Source organism: Amycolatopsis sp. CA-211722 (assembly GCF_056828465.1).
In genome coordinates this window covers 5,245,653-5,261,110 of sequence record NZ_CP184752.1, presented here as the reverse complement: position 1 = coordinate 5,261,110, position 15,458 = coordinate 5,245,653, and the positions used below count along the sequence as shown (strand labels likewise).

The 15,458-nt window shown below is 69.3% G+C and carries 16 protein-coding genes; 5 read left to right on the top strand and 11 right to left on the bottom strand.

Going from position 1 to position 15,458, the window contains the following annotated elements; genetic code table 11:
- Positions 1-4: 4 nt before the first annotated feature.
- Both ACOCEP_RS25425 and ACOCEP_RS25420 read right to left on the bottom strand, forming a co-directional pair.
- A complete protein-coding gene (locus ACOCEP_RS25425; protein WP_482331484.1) occupies positions 5-787 on the bottom strand; it encodes an SDR family oxidoreductase in 783 nt (260 codons plus the stop codon).
- Positions 784-1,953 carry a hypothetical protein gene (locus ACOCEP_RS25420; protein ID WP_482331483.1) on the bottom strand — a complete coding sequence of 390 codons (1,170 nt, stop codon included), beginning with the start codon at positions 1,951-1,953 and terminating at the stop codon, positions 784-786. The genes ACOCEP_RS25425 and ACOCEP_RS25420 overlap by 4 nt, the downstream gene beginning before the upstream one ends.
- A gap of 87 nt (positions 1,954-2,040) precedes the next feature.
- On the opposite strand from ACOCEP_RS25420, the gene ACOCEP_RS25415 reads away from it, so the two are divergent.
- The gene (locus ACOCEP_RS25415; protein WP_482331482.1) at positions 2,041-2,919 is read left to right on the top strand and encodes an IclR family transcriptional regulator; all 879 of its coding nucleotides are present in this window, start codon (positions 2,041-2,043) and stop codon (positions 2,917-2,919) included.
- A 57-nt stretch (positions 2,920-2,976) separates the two neighbouring features.
- Here ACOCEP_RS25415 and ACOCEP_RS25410 read toward each other — a convergent pair whose 3' ends face one another.
- Positions 2,977-3,444, bottom strand: a complete 468-nt coding sequence (locus ACOCEP_RS25410) for a nuclear transport factor 2 family protein (RefSeq protein ID WP_482331481.1) — start codon at positions 3,442-3,444, stop codon at positions 2,977-2,979.
- A 77-nt stretch (positions 3,445-3,521) separates the two neighbouring features.
- On the opposite strand from ACOCEP_RS25410, the gene cysD reads away from it, so the two are divergent.
- Positions 3,522-4,430 (top strand): sulfate adenylyltransferase subunit CysD, encoded by a 909-nt coding sequence (gene cysD / locus ACOCEP_RS25405; protein WP_482331480.1) that lies wholly within the window; start codon positions 3,522-3,524, stop codon positions 4,428-4,430.
- Entirely contained in the window at positions 4,430-6,256 is a 1,827-nt protein-coding gene (gene cysC, locus ACOCEP_RS25400; RefSeq protein WP_482331479.1) for an adenylyl-sulfate kinase, read from the top strand. Before cysD ends, cysC begins: the two co-directional genes overlap by 1 nt.
- A gap of 8 nt (positions 6,257-6,264) precedes the next feature.
- On the opposite strand, the gene ACOCEP_RS25395 is transcribed toward cysC, so the two are convergent.
- From ACOCEP_RS25395 to ACOCEP_RS25385, 3 genes are read right to left on the bottom strand one after another with little or no spacing between them, the layout of a single operon-like run.
- Positions 6,265-6,918 carry a response regulator gene (locus tag ACOCEP_RS25395; RefSeq protein ID WP_482331478.1) on the bottom strand — a complete coding sequence of 218 codons (654 nt, stop codon included), beginning with the start codon at positions 6,916-6,918 and terminating at the stop codon, positions 6,265-6,267.
- On the bottom strand, positions 6,915-8,144 hold the full coding sequence (locus ACOCEP_RS25390; RefSeq protein WP_482331476.1) for a sensor histidine kinase: 1,230 nt from the start codon (positions 8,142-8,144) through the stop codon (positions 6,915-6,917). The genes ACOCEP_RS25395 and ACOCEP_RS25390 overlap by 4 nt, the downstream gene beginning before the upstream one ends.
- Before the next feature lie 9 nt (positions 8,145-8,153).
- Positions 8,154-8,723, bottom strand: a complete 570-nt coding sequence (locus ACOCEP_RS25385) for a TetR/AcrR family transcriptional regulator (RefSeq protein WP_482331475.1) — start codon at positions 8,721-8,723, stop codon at positions 8,154-8,156.
- A gap of 135 nt (positions 8,724-8,858) precedes the next feature.
- Between ACOCEP_RS25385 and ACOCEP_RS25380 the strand changes: the two genes are divergently transcribed.
- Together ACOCEP_RS25380 and ACOCEP_RS25375 are read left to right on the top strand one after the other, a co-directional pair.
- Positions 8,859-10,031 carry an MFS transporter gene (locus ACOCEP_RS25380; RefSeq protein ID WP_482331474.1) on the top strand — a complete coding sequence of 391 codons (1,173 nt, stop codon included), beginning with the start codon at positions 8,859-8,861 and terminating at the stop codon, positions 10,029-10,031.
- 13 nt (positions 10,032-10,044) lie between these two features.
- Complete coding sequence (locus tag ACOCEP_RS25375; RefSeq protein WP_482331473.1) at positions 10,045-12,009, top strand: ABC1 kinase family protein; 1,965 nt, start codon at positions 10,045-10,047, stop codon at positions 12,007-12,009.
- On the opposite strand, the gene lepB is transcribed toward ACOCEP_RS25375, so the two are convergent.
- The 5 genes from lepB to ACOCEP_RS25350 all read right to left on the bottom strand — a co-directional run bounded on the left by lepB (position 11,933) and on the right by ACOCEP_RS25350 (position 15,453).
- On the bottom strand, positions 11,933-12,733 hold the full coding sequence (gene lepB / locus ACOCEP_RS25370; protein WP_482331472.1) for a signal peptidase I: 801 nt from the start codon (positions 12,731-12,733) through the stop codon (positions 11,933-11,935). The genes ACOCEP_RS25375 and lepB overlap by 77 nt on opposite strands.
- A 22-nt stretch (positions 12,734-12,755) precedes the next feature.
- On the bottom strand, positions 12,756-13,085 hold the full coding sequence (locus ACOCEP_RS25365) for a YnfA family protein (protein ID WP_125687586.1): 330 nt from the start codon (positions 13,083-13,085) through the stop codon (positions 12,756-12,758).
- Between the two features lie 228 nt (positions 13,086-13,313).
- On the bottom strand, positions 13,314-13,721 hold the full coding sequence (locus tag ACOCEP_RS25360) for a metal-sulfur cluster assembly factor (RefSeq protein ID WP_034311811.1): 408 nt from the start codon (positions 13,719-13,721) through the stop codon (positions 13,314-13,316).
- Positions 13,718-14,167 (bottom strand): Fe-S cluster assembly sulfur transfer protein SufU, encoded by a 450-nt coding sequence (gene sufU / locus ACOCEP_RS25355; RefSeq protein WP_007029705.1) that lies wholly within the window; start codon positions 14,165-14,167, stop codon positions 13,718-13,720. Before sufU ends, ACOCEP_RS25360 begins: the two co-directional genes overlap by 4 nt.
- Complete coding sequence (locus tag ACOCEP_RS25350; protein WP_482331471.1) at positions 14,167-15,453, bottom strand: cysteine desulfurase; 1,287 nt, start codon at positions 15,451-15,453, stop codon at positions 14,167-14,169. The genes sufU and ACOCEP_RS25350 overlap by 1 nt, the downstream gene beginning before the upstream one ends.
- Positions 15,454-15,458: the final 5 nt, after the last annotated feature.

The window sequence follows — 15,458 nt, the reverse complement described above, 5'->3', positions numbered from 1 at the left end:
CCTCTCAGTGGTGGTATTCGCCGGCGTTGACGTCGAGGCACTGACCGGTGACGCACCGGGCGAGCGACGAGGCCAGGAACACGACGGTGTCGGCGATCTCGTCCGGTTCCGGCAGGCGGCGCAGGTCGATCGTCTCGGCCGTCTCGGCGTACACCTGCTCCGGCGGCACCCCGCGTTCCTTGGCCAGATAAGCGAAATACCACTTCAGCGAGTCCGCCCAGATGTAGCCGGGCGCCACGGAATTGACCCGGATCCCGCGCGGCCCGAGTTCCGAGGCGAGGCTCTGGGCGAGCGCGAGCAGGCTCGCCTTCGCCATCTTGTACGCGCCGAACGTCCGCCGGGAATGCCGGAGCACGGCCGAATTGATCATCACCACCGAGCCGCCGCTCTCGGCGAGCGCGGGTGAGAACAGGCGCGTGAGCCGAAGCGCGGCGAGCACGTTGGTCTCGAAGCCCGCCCGCACGTCGGCGAGGTCGACGTCGGCGAGATCCATGATCGGCGGGATGGCGAAAGCGTTGTTCACCAAGGCGTCCACCCGGCCGAACGCCTTCAAGGCAGCCTCGGTGAGGTTCGTCGCCGAAGTGTCGTCGGTGATGTCGGTGGGCACGGCGACCGCGCGACGGCCGAGGGCGTCGACCTCCTTGGCGACCTCGGCGAGCCGGGATTCGGTGCGGGCGGCGAGAACGACGTCCGCCCCCGCCACGGCACAGCGCACGGCGATCGCCCGGCCGAGCCCCGGCCCGACCCCGGAGACCACGATCACCTTGTCCCGCAACAGATCCGTCATCCCAGCATCCTCGCCGCGACCGCCTGCTGACGGGCCGAGATCCGGTCCGCCCATTCCCGCGGGGACACGCGCGCCTCGTCGTGGAACGGCAGCCGGTCGGCGAGTTCGCCGAACTTCACGACCTCGACCTCGGGACCGTCGGCCTTGTCCAGCGCGCGGGACAGGCGCTGCCACCGGATCTGGACGTAACCGCGGTCGTGTCCGGTGCGTTCGAGCCAGTTCGCCAGGCCGGGGTCCCGTTCGCTGATCACGAAGCGGATATTGCCGTCCGGGTCGACCCGCGCCTGGTCGGCGGTGAGGCTCGTCTGATGGTTGATGTAGTCCAGCGAGAGATACCAGACGCTGCCGAGCTGGATGCCCTGGTACGGCGCGTCCGAACGCGGCACCGTCACGATCATGACCTCTTCGTCGCCGAGTTCGTAATGCCCGGCCGACGAGTACTGCGTGGTCAGGCCGCCCGGCGTGGGCCGCGGCTCGGTCATCGTGTTCACCGGCAGGTTCAGGTAGAACCACTTCGGGAAGGCAAGGAAGGTGCGGAGCCTGCTCAGCAGGATCTTGCCGGTCACGCCGTAGCGTTTGGCCAGCCCGTCACGGGTGGGCGGCGCGGGCGCGCCACCCGCGGTGTCGGCGCACTGGATCTGGATCGTGCCGCGCCGTTCGGTGGCCCAGTCGCTGTAGACCTCACGCACCACGAGCATCGACGAACCCGGGCCGAGCACGAAATAGTTGGGGCCGGGGTCGGGTTTCGCCGGCCCGAAGCGGAGTTCGAACGAGCCATCCTCGGCGATCTCGATCTCACGGTCGTCGAAGGCGGCGAGGCTGTCCGGCACCTCGACCGGCGAGTAGTCGCCGTTGAGGACCTGGAAACTGACGTCGGCCGTGCTCCCCCGCGTCCCGGTGACGACGTATTCGCGGTCCTCGCGGATGTTCGCGTTGAAGTACAGCGTGTCCGGGTTGTCCAGGCCCATCTTCGTGTACGGCCCGGTGGACTGGGTGAAGAACGGGTAGTCGCGTTCGTAGGCCCACGCCATCTGCAAGGACGCGCGGATGCTGCCCGCGAGGTATTCGTATCCCTCGGCCAGATCCTGCTCGGTCCGGATGTGCGGCGCCTCCGCGATGACCTTCTCGGCTTCGGCGATCGCGTCCGCGAACGGTCGAGTGAGCACCGGCGACTCCTCATACTGGTACAAATACGTACCGACCTGGTACGTTCTTCGTGCCCTCAGACTAGAACGCGTTCTAAGGATGGGTCAATGACCCGGCGCTCCCCGCCCACCGAGCGAGTCGTGCGGCTGCTCGACTTCTTCGCCGCGCACCCTGGCCGCCGGTTCGGCCTGTCGGAACTCGCCCGCGAGCTGGAGCTGGCCAAACCGACCTGCCTCGGCATCGTCACCGAACTGACGGCGGGCGGCTACCTGGTCCGGGATCCCCAGCCGGTCACGTACCGGCTCGGCCCGGCGATGGTCGCCGCCGGCCGCGTCGCGAGCGAGGGCTTCGGCGCTAGCGAGGTCGCGCGCCGTCACCTGGAGGAGCTGAGCAGGCGATACGGCGCCACGTGCACGGCGTCGGCCGTCGTCGGCGACCGGATCCTGATGTTGCAGAGCGCCGGCCCCGGCCGGATCAAACTGGGCGAGACCTACCCGTTCGCGCCGCCGGTCGGCCTGATGTACGTGCTGTGGGATTCCGACGCGGCGTTCGACGCGTGGCTCGCCAAACCGCCGACCGTGCCGGTGCGGCTCGACGAAGCGCATCTTCGCCGTGTCGTCGCCGAATGCCGGGAGCACGGTTACCTGGTGGAGAGCCTGACTTCCGCGGGCCGTCGGCTCTACGCGCTGATGGCGGGCGTCGGAGCGGAGGAACTCCCGCCGGAAGTGCGGGGCCTGGTGGGAGAACTCGTGTCGAGCCTCGGCGAACGCGTCTACCTCGGCGCCGATCTGGAACCGCGCCGCAAGCACGCGGTGAGCCTGCTCGCCGCGCCGACGTTCGACGCTTCGGGACGGCAGGAACTCGTGCTCACGCTTTCGGTCGGCGAACCGATCACCGGCGCCGAGATCGCGCGGCGGGGTGCCGCCCTGGTCGCCACCGCCGACGCCGTCACCGCCGAATCCGGCGGCCGCCACCCCCGCGTTTAGTCCTCTAGTTGCGGTAGTTGCACGCGCAAGGACCGCAACTAGAGGACTAAACGCGGGTCAGGAAGACCAGCGGTTCGCGGTGAGCTTCAGGCTAGGCACGTCGTCCATCGACATCATCGTTTCGTACAGCCGGTCGTACTGGGTGGACGCGGTCAGCCACACGCCGTCCACCCGCCGATAGGTGTCCTCGTAGTACGCCGCACCCTCGATGATCACCCGATGCTCGGGAACGATCACCTTGTCCCGCATCAGCCAGGTGCCCGTCGCGGTGTCGCCGTCGACGTCGATCTCCGGCTGCCCGGCGAAGTGCACCGTCGTGACACCGGGGCCGACAGCGTTCCGAAAGAACTCGACGATCGCTTCGCGGCTTTCGAAGGTCAGCGGTTTGCCGTACGACGGCGTGCCGTAGCGCGCGTGCGCGTCGGCGGTCAGGGTCCCGGCCATCTCGTCCCACAGCTTGAGGTCGAGGCAGCGGAGGTAGCGGGCTTTGAGGCGACGGATCTCTTCGAGCGCGACCAGGTCCATGCCGACAGCGTCCCCCAGCGCTTGACCAAGCACAAGAACTTGTTCTACTTTTCTGATCTCAAACCACGGAGGTCACGATGGCGTCCCCGGCCTACGAGCTCACCCATCTCGAAGCACTGGAAGCCGAAGCCGTGCACATCTTCCGCGAGGTCGCGGCGACCTTCGAACGGCCGGTGCTGCTGTTCTCCGGCGGCAAGGACTCGATGGTGATGCTCCATGTGGCGGCCAAGGCGTTCTGGCCGTCGCCGCCGCCGTTCCCGGTGATGCACGTCGACACCGGGCACAATTTCGACGAGGTCGTCGAATTCCGCGACCGCACCGTCGACAGGTACGGGCTCCGGCTCGTCGTCTCCAGCGTCCAGGACGACATCGACGCGGGCCGGGTCGTCGAAGACCCGAAGGCCGGCCGCAACCGTCTGCAGACCGCCGCCCTGCTCCGCGGGATCCGCGAGCATTCCTTCGACGCCGTGTTCGGTGGAGCGCGGCGCGACGAGGAGAAGGCCCGCGCGAAGGAGCGCGTGTTCAGCTTCCGCGACGAGTTCGGCCAATGGGACCCGCGCGATCAGCGGCCGGAGCTGTGGAATCTCTACAACGGCAGGCACCGCAAGGGCGAACACATCCGCGTCTTCCCGCTGTCGAACTGGACCGAACTCGACATCTGGCAGTACGTCGAAGCCGAGAACGTCGACCTGCCGTCGATCTACTACTCGCACCGGCGCCCGGTCGTCCAGCGGGACGGCATGCTGCTCGCGCACACCCGGTTCCTCACCTTGAGCGAAGACGAAAGCCCTTACGAGGCAACGGTTCGCTTCCGGACCGTCGGCGACGCGACCTGCACCGGCTGTGTCGAGTCGACCTCGACGTCACCGGGTGAGGTGGTCGCCGAGGTGGCGGCCAGCAGGCTCACCGAACGCGGCGCCACCCGCGCCGACGACCGGATCTCCGAGGCGGGCATGGAAGACCGGAAGAAGGAAGGCTACTTCTGATGAGCGCTTCGCTGGTCCGCCTCGCGACCGCGGGCAGTGTCGACGACGGGAAGTCGACCCTGATCGGCCGCCTGCTGTTCGATTCGAAGACGGTGTTCACCGACCAGCTCGAAGCCATCGAACGCACCAGCCGCGACCGCGGCGAGGCATACCCGAATCTCGCGCTGCTGACCGACGGCCTCCGCGCGGAACGCGAACAGGGCATCACCATCGACGTCGCCCACCGCTACTTCGCCACGCCCCGCCGGAAGTTCATCATCGCCGACACCCCTGGCCACGTGCAGTACACCCGGAACATGGTCACCGGCGCGTCCACCGCCGATCTCGCGCTGATCCTGATCGACGCCCGCAAAGGCGTGCTCGAACAGTCGCGCCGGCACGCGTTCCTGGCCAGCCTGCTGGGAATCCCGCATCTGGTGCTGTGCGTCAACAAGATGGACCTCGTCGGCTGGTCGCGGGAACGCTTCGAGGAGATCCGCGAGGAGTTCCGCCGCTTCGCCATGAAACTCCAGGTGCACGACCTCACCTTCGTGCCGATGTCGGCGCTGCACGGCGACAACGTCGTGCACCGGGGCGCCAGTATGCCTTGGTACGAAGGGACTTCCCTGCTGCATCACCTCGAACAGGTGCACGTCGCCTCGGATCGCAATCTCATCGACGCGCGATTCCCCGTGCAGTACGTGATCCGGGAGCACAGCCGCGACTTCCGCGGGTACGCGGGCACGGTCGCGGGAGGGGTGTTCAAACCCGGTGACGAGGTCGCCGTGCTGCCGTCCGGCTTCACCACGACGGTAAGCGCTATCTGGGGGCCGGGTGGCACCACGGTCACCGAGGCCTTCGCCTCGCAGGCCGTCACGATCGAGCTCGCCGACGACCTCGACCTCGGCCGCGGTGACCTGATCTGCCGCCCCGGCAACCGGCCCCACACCAGCCGGGACGTCGACGCGATGGTGTGCTGGTTCTCCGATCGAGGAGCTTTGCAAGCAGGGAACAACTTCCTCGTGCGGCATACCACCCGGGAGACCAAGGCCGAGATCCGAGGCTTGGACTACCGGCTCGACGTCACCACCCTACACCGCGACGAGACCGCGGAGTCGTTGTCCCTCAACGAAATCGGCCGGATCCGGCTGCGCACGCGGCAGCCGTTGCTGTTCGATTCCTACCGCCGCAACCGCTCCACCGGCGGTTTCCTCCTCGTCGACGAGCACTCCGGGGCGACGGTCGCGGCGGGCATGATCACCGGCCCGAGCGTGACCGCGGCGAACGTCGTCTGGCACACCGCCGCGGTCAGCAGGGCGGAACGGGCGACCCGCGGGCTCACCGTCTGGCTCACCGGGCTGTCCGCGTCCGGGAAGTCGAGCGTGGCCGTGGAACTGGAGCGGCGGCTGGTCGCCTCCGGCAGGCCCGCGTACCTGCTGGACGGCGACAACCTCCGGCACGGGCTGAACGGGAACCTCGGCTTCAGCCCCGCCGATCGCGCCGAGAACGTCCGCCGTGTCGCCGAGGTCGCGAAGCTGTTCGCCGACGCCGGAGTGGTGTCGGTGGTCTCCCTGATCAGCCCGTACCGGGCCGACCGCGAGCTCGCGCGCGCCGGGCACGAGGCGGCCGGGCTGCCGTTCCTCGAAGTCTTCGTCGACACCCCGCTCGAAGTCTGCGAAGACCGCGATCCCAAGGGAATGTACGCGAAGGCGAGGGCGGGTGAGATCAGCGGGTTCACCGGGGTCGACGCTCCCTACGAACAGCCGGAGAGCCCGGATCTGGTGCTGTGCCCCGAGAACGGGGATCCGGCCGCGATGGCCGCGCTGATCCTCGCTGCCCTCGACTGACCTGAGCCTCAGCCTGCCGGTGTGACGAAACCGGTGTCGTACGCCTTGATCACCGCTTGGGTCCGGTCCCTCGCGCTGAGTTTCGCGAGCACGTTCCCGACGTGGGTCTTGACCGTCTGCACGCCGAGGTACAGCTCGCCCGCGATCTCCACATTGGACAGTCCGCCCGCCATCAGCCGCAGCACCTCGCTTTCGCGTTCGGTGAGCCCGGCGCCGGCGAGACCGTCCTGCGGGCCCCGGTTCGCCTGCTGCGCGGCCAGCCGCCGGATCGCGGCCGGGAACAGCAGCGACTCCCCCGCCGCCACGGTGCGGATCGCCGCGACGATCTCCTCGGGCCGGGCCCGCTTCAGCAGGAAGCCGCTCGCGCCGGCGAGCAGGGCGTCGTAGACGTAGTCGTCGTTTTCGAAGGTGGTCACCACGATCACCTTCGGCGGATTGTCCATAGTGGACATCAGATGGGTGGTCGCGCGGATCCCGTCGACCGAGGGCATCCGGACGTCCATCAGCACGACGTCGGGCCGGAACCGCGAGACCAGCCCCGGCACCTCGGCACCATCGGAGGCTTCGCCCACGACCTCCAGGTCGGGCTCGGAGGCGACGATCGCCCGCAGCCCCGCCCGGATGAGCTGTTCGTCGTCGACCAGCAGCACCCCGATGCTCATCGCCGATTCCCCCATGGCACCGCCACCTCGACCTTCCAGAATCCGTCCGCACGGCCCGCGGTGATCGTGCCTCCGAGCACTTCCACCCGTTCCGTCATTCCCCTCAGCCCCCGGCCGCCCCCGTCGCGCGACGGCTCCGCGGCGCCGAGCGGGTTGGACACCCGCAGGCACAACAGCTCCGATCCGGCGTCGACGAGGACCGTCACCGGAACCTTACCGGCGTGCCGCAGCGCGTTCGTCAGGCATTCCTGCAAGATCCGGTACGCCTCACGGGAGACGACCGGCGGCACCGAGGACGGTTCGCCCCGCACCTCCGCCGCCACCTCGGCGCCCGCCAGCCGCGTCGCTTCGATCAGCGCGGGCAGCTCCGCCAGCCCTGATTGCGGCGTCCGGGACGACGCCTCGTCACGCAGCAGCCCGAGCACGTGGTCGAGATCGTCCAGCGCCGCGCGGGCGGAGTCCTCGATGGCGGTGAGCGCCTGCTCGGTGAAATCGGGATCCGACCGCAGCGTCCGGCGCGCCGCCCCCGCCTGGATGGTCACGACGCTCAGCGCGTGCCCGACCGAATCGTGCAGTTCGCGGGCGAGCCGGTTGCGCTCGGCGAGTTGTTCGGTGCGCTTCTCCAGCTGGGCGATCCGCTCCGCGGCCGAGATCCCCAGCAGGCTCTTGGCGCAGCGGGTCAGTACCGCGCCCGCCGCCCATACGACGTAGGCCAGCACGACGACGCCGAGCAGGAACACCACCGGGATCCACGCGCTCGCCCAGCCCTTCGGCACCTCGATCGCGCTCTGGTCGGTCAGGGCGATCCGGCCGCTGAACGGGGCCGCGATCGTGAAGCCGAACGCGACCGGGATGAACAGGCTCACCAGGCTGACGACGCAACCGGTGCTCACGTGCAGCAGGAACATCGCGGTCGAACGCAGGCGGACGGGCCAGCTCCCCGCGGGTCCGAACACGACTCCCGGCACGGGATCGTCCAGTAGTTCCCGCACGGCCGCGCCTTCCAGCACGCGGACGGCCGGGATGAACGACGACGCGACCATCACCACCACGACGGTGACCAGCCCGATGACGGTCCCGCGTTCCAACGTCACGACGAGGGGCAGCAGCGACGGCACGATGATGGCGGCGAAGAGCACATACGGCACGCTCAGCGCGCCGCCGAGGATGAAGTAGACCCATCGGCGATAGGTCGCCCGATCCAGGAGCGGGCCGAAAAGTCGCATGCGCTCTTTCTAGCGTGTGCCGGCCGTACGCGGATCCCGCATCAGTACCTCCGCGATCTCCCTCGCGAGGGTGACCCGATGCGCGTCGCCGTCGATACCGGTGTGCGCGACAGCGCCCTCGACGAGCAGGAAGAGCTGTTCCGCGAGCCGTTCCGGATCGGCCGCGCCGGGAGCGTCCTCGCGAAGGAGTTCGGCGAACTTGGCCCGCACCGCCGCCTTGTGCCGCCGGATCACGTCGAGGCCGGGATGCCCCGCGGGCAGCTCGGCGGCCGCGTTGAGGAACGCGCAACCCCGGTCGCTCCCGAGCCGCGGGTGATCGACGTAGGCGTCGAACACCACGAGCGCCCGAGGACGATCGGCTTCGGCCAGCCGCTCCTCCAGGTATGCCCACCAGAGGTCATGACGACGCCGCAAATACGCGACGGTGAGCTCCGTCTTCGACCCGAAGCAGGCGTACAGGGTCTTCTTCGTGACGCCGGCGGCTTCGGCCACCGCCGCGACACCCACCGCGTTGATGCCCTCTCGATAGAAGAGCTCGCTCGCGGCGCTCAGGACACGCTCGCCGGCTGGGGTCAGCATGATTCCGAGTATACCGATCGGTTGACCCGAGCGCGAAATGCGGGAACACTCGTGAACTATACCGCTCGGTATACCCATGGAGGAGAGCTGATGGTTTCTTAGTACAAGCGCGAGCTGACCCTCACCGCGGCCGGGTTGTCGCTGATCGCGGTCTCCTACGGACTCGCGAGGTACGCGTACGGCCTCTTCGCGCCGACCCTCCGGACGGAGTTCGACCTCGACGGCAGCGCTCTCGGCGCCATCGCGGCGGGAAGCTATGTCGCGTATTGCCTCGCCGTCGTCGCCTCGACCGCCATCACGACCCGCTGGGGTGCGCGGGCGGGCGCACTGGCCGCCGGGACGACGGCCACCGCGGGAACCGCCTTGATCGCGGCCGCGCCGAACGCCGGTGTGCTCGCGCTCGGCGTCGTCCTCGCCGGCGCCAGTACCGGTCTGGCCTCCCCGTCCCTCGCCGACGCCGTCTCCCGCGTCGTCCGGGCCACCCGCCGCGACCGAGCCCAGTCCGTGGTGAACGCCGGAACCGGGCTCGGCGTGCTGATCTCCGGCCCGGTCGCCCTGGTCGCCCTCGGTGACTGGCGAATGGCCTGGTGGGCCTTCGCCGCGGCCTCGGCGCTGGTGACCTGGTGGATCGCCCGGGTCGTGCCGCCGATCAAGGAAGAGCGAGCACGCGGGCTGCCGGCGCCGGTGATCCCGCCCGCCACCGGACGACTGCTGCCCGCGGCCGCGACCCTCGGCCTGGCCAGCGCCGCGATCTGGACGTTCGGCCGGGACATCGTCGTGAGCGCGGGCGGGCTCGGTGAGACCGAGTCGACCGTGGTGTGGATCGTGCTCGGCGCGGTCGGCCTGGCAGGCGCGTTCACCGCCGAACTGACCTCCCGGGCCGGACTGCGCCGGGCCTGGTCGGCGGGCATGGTCCTGTTCGCCGCCGCCACGGCGCTCTTCGCCCTCGCCACCAGCTCGCTCCCCGCGCTCGTCATCGCGGCCGCGCTCTTCGGAGCCGTCTACATCGGACTGACCGGTGTCCTGATCCTCTGGGGCACCAGGGCTTACCCGGCGGCACCCGCGTTCGGTGTCGGTGTGGCCTTCCTGGCGCTGGCGCTCGGCCAGGCCGCCGGGGCGCCGCTCATCGGTCTCCTCGGCGATCTCCTCGACCTTCGCGCCGGCTTCCTCGCGGCGGCGGCGATCGCCGTCCTCGGCGTCCTGTTCGCGCCCCGGGAGGCGACCACCACCTACGACTTCGGGGTCCGCTCCCTCTCGAGGGTGAGTACCGTCCCGCCGGAGCGGGAATCCGGCGTGGACCGCGCGTGATGTGCTCTTCGGCATGAACCTGCTGCTCGGCCTGCTCACCCTGCCCGTCTACGCGCTGATGCTGTGGCCACTCGTCGTCGCGGCCCGCCGCGTGCTGGGTGTGCGGATCGGTGTGGTCCGCGCGTTCTGCGCGGCGGGCTTCGGCTGGCTCGTCGCGGGCGGCATCCTCAGCGCGTTCCCGCAGGCGATGTACGCGGGCGGCGCTGTCGCCGGACTGGTCATCCCAGTGGCGGGCGGCGCTTTCCTGGCGACGCTGATCTTCCTGTTCGTCGCGGAACTCGCGCTGCCCTCCGGTTCGGGGCTCGGCCTGATCGGCAGGGTCCGCTCGGTGCGGCGCCGCGTGGCCCGGACGCGGCGCTACTCGCAGATCACCCGGATCGCGATCAAGCACGGCCTCGGCCGGTACCTCACCGGCCGTCGCGAACCCGGGCTGGCCCAGGTCCGGCACGCCAAACTGGCGCGGTCACTCCGCCGAGCGCTGGAAGAGGGCGGCGTGACGTTCGTGAAGCTCGGCCAGCTGCTCTCGACGCGGTCCGATCTGCTCCCGCCGGTGTTCGTCGACGAACTCAGCAAACTCCAGGACCAGGTCGCCTTCGCCGACGCGGACGAGGTCGCGACGGTGCTGCGTGAGGAACTGGGCGGCGACCCGGGCGAGATCTTCGCCGAATTCGACCCGGAACCGATCGCGGCCGCGTCGATCGCGCAGGTCTACCGTGCCAAGCTGCGCGACGGGCAAGAGGTGGTCGTGAAGGTGCAGCGCCCCGGCGTGCAGGCACTGGTCGACCGGGACCTCGACATCGTCCGCCGGGTGGCGGCCGCGCTGGACCAGCGCGCGGGATGGGCGCGTTCGCTCGGCGTCGTCGACCTCGCCGAAGGATTCGCCGACGCACTCGTCGAAGAGCTCGATTTCCGCACCGAGGCCAGGAACATCGAAGCGGTCGCGGCGGCTTACCCAGGCACCGAGGTCGCCTTGCCGACCGTCCACAAAGAACTGTCGACCGAACGTGTGCTGGTGATGCGGCGTCTCGACGGAAAACCGCTCGCCGCCGCCCGCGAGCAGGTCCCGGCCGCGGAACGGGCCGGCCTCGCACGGTCCATGCTGCGGTGTGTGCTCGGCCAGGTGATGGGCAGTGGCGTGTTCCACGCCGACCCGCATCCCGGCAACGTCCTGCTGCTCACCGACGGCAGGCTCGGCCTGCTCGACTTCGGCTCCGTCGGCCGGCTCGACTCGGGCCTGCGCGGCGGGCTGCAGAACCTCATCCTCGCCCTCGACCGCGGTGACCCGGCCGCGCTGCGCGACGGCCTGCTGGAGATCGTCGACCAGCCGGACGAAATCGACGAGCGTCGCCTGGAGCGGGCACTGGGTTCCTTGGTGGCCAAGCATTTCAACCATGGGCAGGCACCCGATCTCGACATGTTCACCGACCTGTTCCGGGTGATCGCCGACTTCCGGCTCAGCGTCCCCCCGCCGATCGCCGCCGTGTTCCGCGCACTGGCCACACTGGAGGGAACGCTGGCCGCGCTGGCGCCGGGATTCAACATCGTCGTCGAATCCCGCGCCTACGCCGCCGAGCAGGTGGGTGCCGGGTTGCGACCGGAATCGCTCCGATCCACGGCCACCAACGAACTGATGGCGCTCCTGCCGGTGCTGCGACGGCTGCCGCGCCGCGTCGACCGGATCGGGAACGCGCTCGAACAGGGCAGGCTTTCGGTCAACGTCCGGCTGTTCTCCGACGAGCGCGACCGCGACGTGGTCACCGGGCTGGTGCACGAGATCCTGCTGGCGTTCGTCGGCGTGGCCACCGGGCTGATGGCCGTGCTGCTGCTCGGCAGCGCGACCGGCCCCGACGTGCTGGACGGGGTCACGCTGCACCAGATGTTCGGTTACAACCTGCTGGTGGTCAGTGCGCTGGTGGGATTGCGGCTGCTCTTCGTCGTCTTCCGGCGGAGCGGACAACGGTCACGATCGTCCCGATGACACCGAGGACCACGAGCCCGGCGCCGGCGAACATGAGGTTCCGTGAGGTACGGAACCCGGTGTCGGACACCGGGTCGCCGGGAAGCCCGGCCTCGACGAAAGCCGTGGTCTGCGGGAAGGGTTCGGCGTTGAGCGTGCCCCCGATGCCGACGACGACCCCGTTCACCTTCGACAGCGGCACGGCGCCGTCGCCCGGCATGCCGACGTAGAGCCGCGAATCGCGGGAGTTGTTCCGCTGATCCCCCACGACGAACACGGCGCCCGGCGGGACCCGGACGCTGAACGGCAGGTACTCCTTACGGCCGTAACCGTTGTCGTCGTCGGTGTACGGTTCTCTGACCGGCTTCCCGTCGACGGTGATCAGGTTGTCGTTCGTGCAGCAAACGACCTGATCACCCCCGACGCCGATCACCCGCTTGATGATCTGACCGTCGCCGGGGCTCGCGTCCGGGAACGAAGAAAGCTCCACGAGCACGACCGCGCCGCGAGGGATCTCGGCGAGCGGGGTCCAGCGGTAGAGCACGACCGTCCCTGGCTGGACCGTGGGCAACATCCCGCCGCTGGGAACACTCGCCATGCGATAGTTCATCAGGGTCACGAACCCGTATCCACCGGTGCCCACGCCGACGACCGCCAGCAGGATCATCACGAACAGGAGCGGCGAGAATCTTCGCTTCGGCCCGGGTCTGTCGGCGGGCGGAGCGGGGAAATCCGTTTCAGTCACAGCGCAGACTAGCGCCGTTCGCTCAACCTCGGGGCGCGTACATGATGACTCCGACCCCGGCGAGACAGATCAAGGCGCCGATCACGTCGTAGCGGTCCGGCCGGTAGCCGTCGGCGACCATCCCCCACGCCAGCGAACCCGCGACGAACACTCCGCCGTACGCGGCGAGGATGCGGCCGAAGTTCGCGTCGGGCTGCAGGGTCGCGACGAAGCCGTAGAGTCCCAGCGCGACGACTCCCGCGCCGATCCAGAGGTAGCCGCGGTGCTCCCGGACGCCCTGCCAGATCAGCCAGGCGCCGCCGATCTCCAGCAGCGCGGCGAGCGCGAACAGCGCGATGGACCGGACGATCATTCCGTCAGCTTATTGCGGCGTGGTCCGACCCTCGTGTCCTGAAGGGCCCCTTCGAGACGTTGATCGTCTCGAAGGGGCCCTTCAGGACACTAGGTTTCGCGTGCTTGACCGGACGACACGCGCCGGCGACGCGGTATAGCCGTTATACGAACCGCCCCACCAGCGCGTGAAGGCCCCCTTCCCTCGGCTGAGCCGAGGGAAGGGGGCCTTCACGCGCAAAAGCAGGAATCAGACGGTGAAGCCGAGCGCCCGCAGCTGTTCGCGGCCGTCGTCGGTGATCTTCTCCGGGCCCCACGGCGGCATCCAGACCCAGTTGATCCGGAAGTCCTTGACCAGTCCCGTTCCCCCGCCGACGAGCGCGGCACCGGTCTGGTCCTCGATGACGTCGGTCAGCGGGCAGGCCGCCGACGTCAGGGTCATGTCGATGGTGGCGGTGTTGTCCGCCTCGACGCGGATGTCGTAGACCAGCCCGAGGTCGACGACGTTGATGCCGAGCTCCGGGTCGACGACGTCGCGCATCGCCTCTTCGACGTCCTCGACCTTCGCCACGTCGGCGGCGTCCGGGGCGGCGGCGGTCTCGGCGTCCAGGTCGGCGGCCGTGCGCCCCTCGCGGGTTTCGGTCTGCTGTTCGGTCATGCCGTCTCAACTCCGTTGGTCGTGCGGGCGACGGCGTCCTTGAACGCCATCCACCCGAGCAGGGCGCATTTCACGCGGGCCGGGTACTTGGCCACGCCGGCGAAGGCGATGCCGTCCTCCAGCACGTCCTCGTCGGGTTCGATCTGCCCTTTGCCCTGCATCAGCTCGACGAAGGCGTCCATGGTGGTGAACGCCTCCTCCACGGTGTGCCCGACGACGAGATCCGTCAAGACCGACGTGGAGGCCTGGCTGATCGAACAGCCCTGTCCCTCGTAGGAGACGTCGGCGACCTTCCCGTCGTCGACCTTCACCCGCAGCGTCACCTCGTCGCCGCAGGTCGGGTTGACCTGGAACGACTCGGCGTCGAACGGCTCGCGCAGGCCGCGGCCGTGCGGGTTCTTGTAGTGATCCAGGATGATCTCCTGGTACATGCTTTCGAGGTTCATCACGCCACCCCGAAGAACTTCTGCGCCTCACGCACCCCGTTCACCAGGGCGTCCACTTCGGACAGGGTGTTGTAGACGTAGAACGACGCGCGCACGGTCGCGGGCACCGAGCAGGCCCGGTGCAGCGGCCACGCGCAGTGGTGCCCGACGCGGACGGCGACACCGAGACTGTCCAGCACCTGCCCCGAGTCGTGCGGGTGGACGCCGTCGATGACGAACGACACCAGTCCGCCGCGGTCGACCATGTCGGTGGGGCCGACGATCCGGACGCCCGGGATCTCGCCGAGCCCGGCGAGCGCCGCCTCGGTGAGGGTGTGTTCGTGCGCGGCGACCCGGTCCATGCCGATCGCCGACAGGTAGTCGGCGGCCGCGCCGAGGCCGACGGCCTGCGACGTCATCGGGGTGCCCGCCTCGAACCGCTGCGGCGGCGCGGCGAACGTGGTCTGCTCCATGCGGACCAGCTCGATCATCGAGCCGCCGGTCAGGAACGGCGGCATCGCTTCGAGCAGCTCGCGGCGGCCGTAAAGGACACCGATGCCGTACGGGCCGACCATCTTGTGCCCGGCGAAAGCGGCGAAGTCGACGTCCAGCGCGTGCAGGTCCACCGGGAAATGCGGCACCGACTGGCAGGCGTCCAGCACGACCAGCGCGCCGACCTTGCGGGCCTTCTTCACCAGGAACTCGACCGGGTTGATCGTGCCGAGCACGTTGGACTGGTGCGTGAACGCGATCACCTTGGTCCGCTCGGTGATCAGCTCGTCCACATTGGACAGATCGAGCCGGCCGTCGGCGGTGACGGAGAACCACTTCAGCGTCGCGCCGGTGCGCTGGCTGAGCTGCTGCCACGGAACCAGGTTCGCGTGGTGCTCCATCTCGGTGATGACGATCTCGTCGCCCGGTCCGAGCTTGAACCGCTCGGCCTCGGGACCGGCCGTGGCGGCGTTGCTCATCGCGTAGGCGACGAGGTTGATGCCCTCGGTGGCGTTCTTGGTGAACACCAGCTCGTGCGGGGAGGCGCCGACGAACTCCGCGATCCGCACGCGGGCGGATTCGTAGGCGTCGGTCGCCTCCTCGGCGAGCTGGTGCGCGCCGCGGTGCACCGCGGCGTTCGAGGTCTCCAGGAACCGGCGCTCGGCTTCGAGCACCTGCGCCGGCTTCTGGGACGTCGCACCGGAATCCAGATACACCAAGGGTTTCCCGTCCCGCACCGTGCGGGTCAGGATCGGGAAGTCGGCCCTGATGGCCGCTACGTCCAGCGGAACAGAGTTAGCCGTGGTGGTGGTCATCGGGC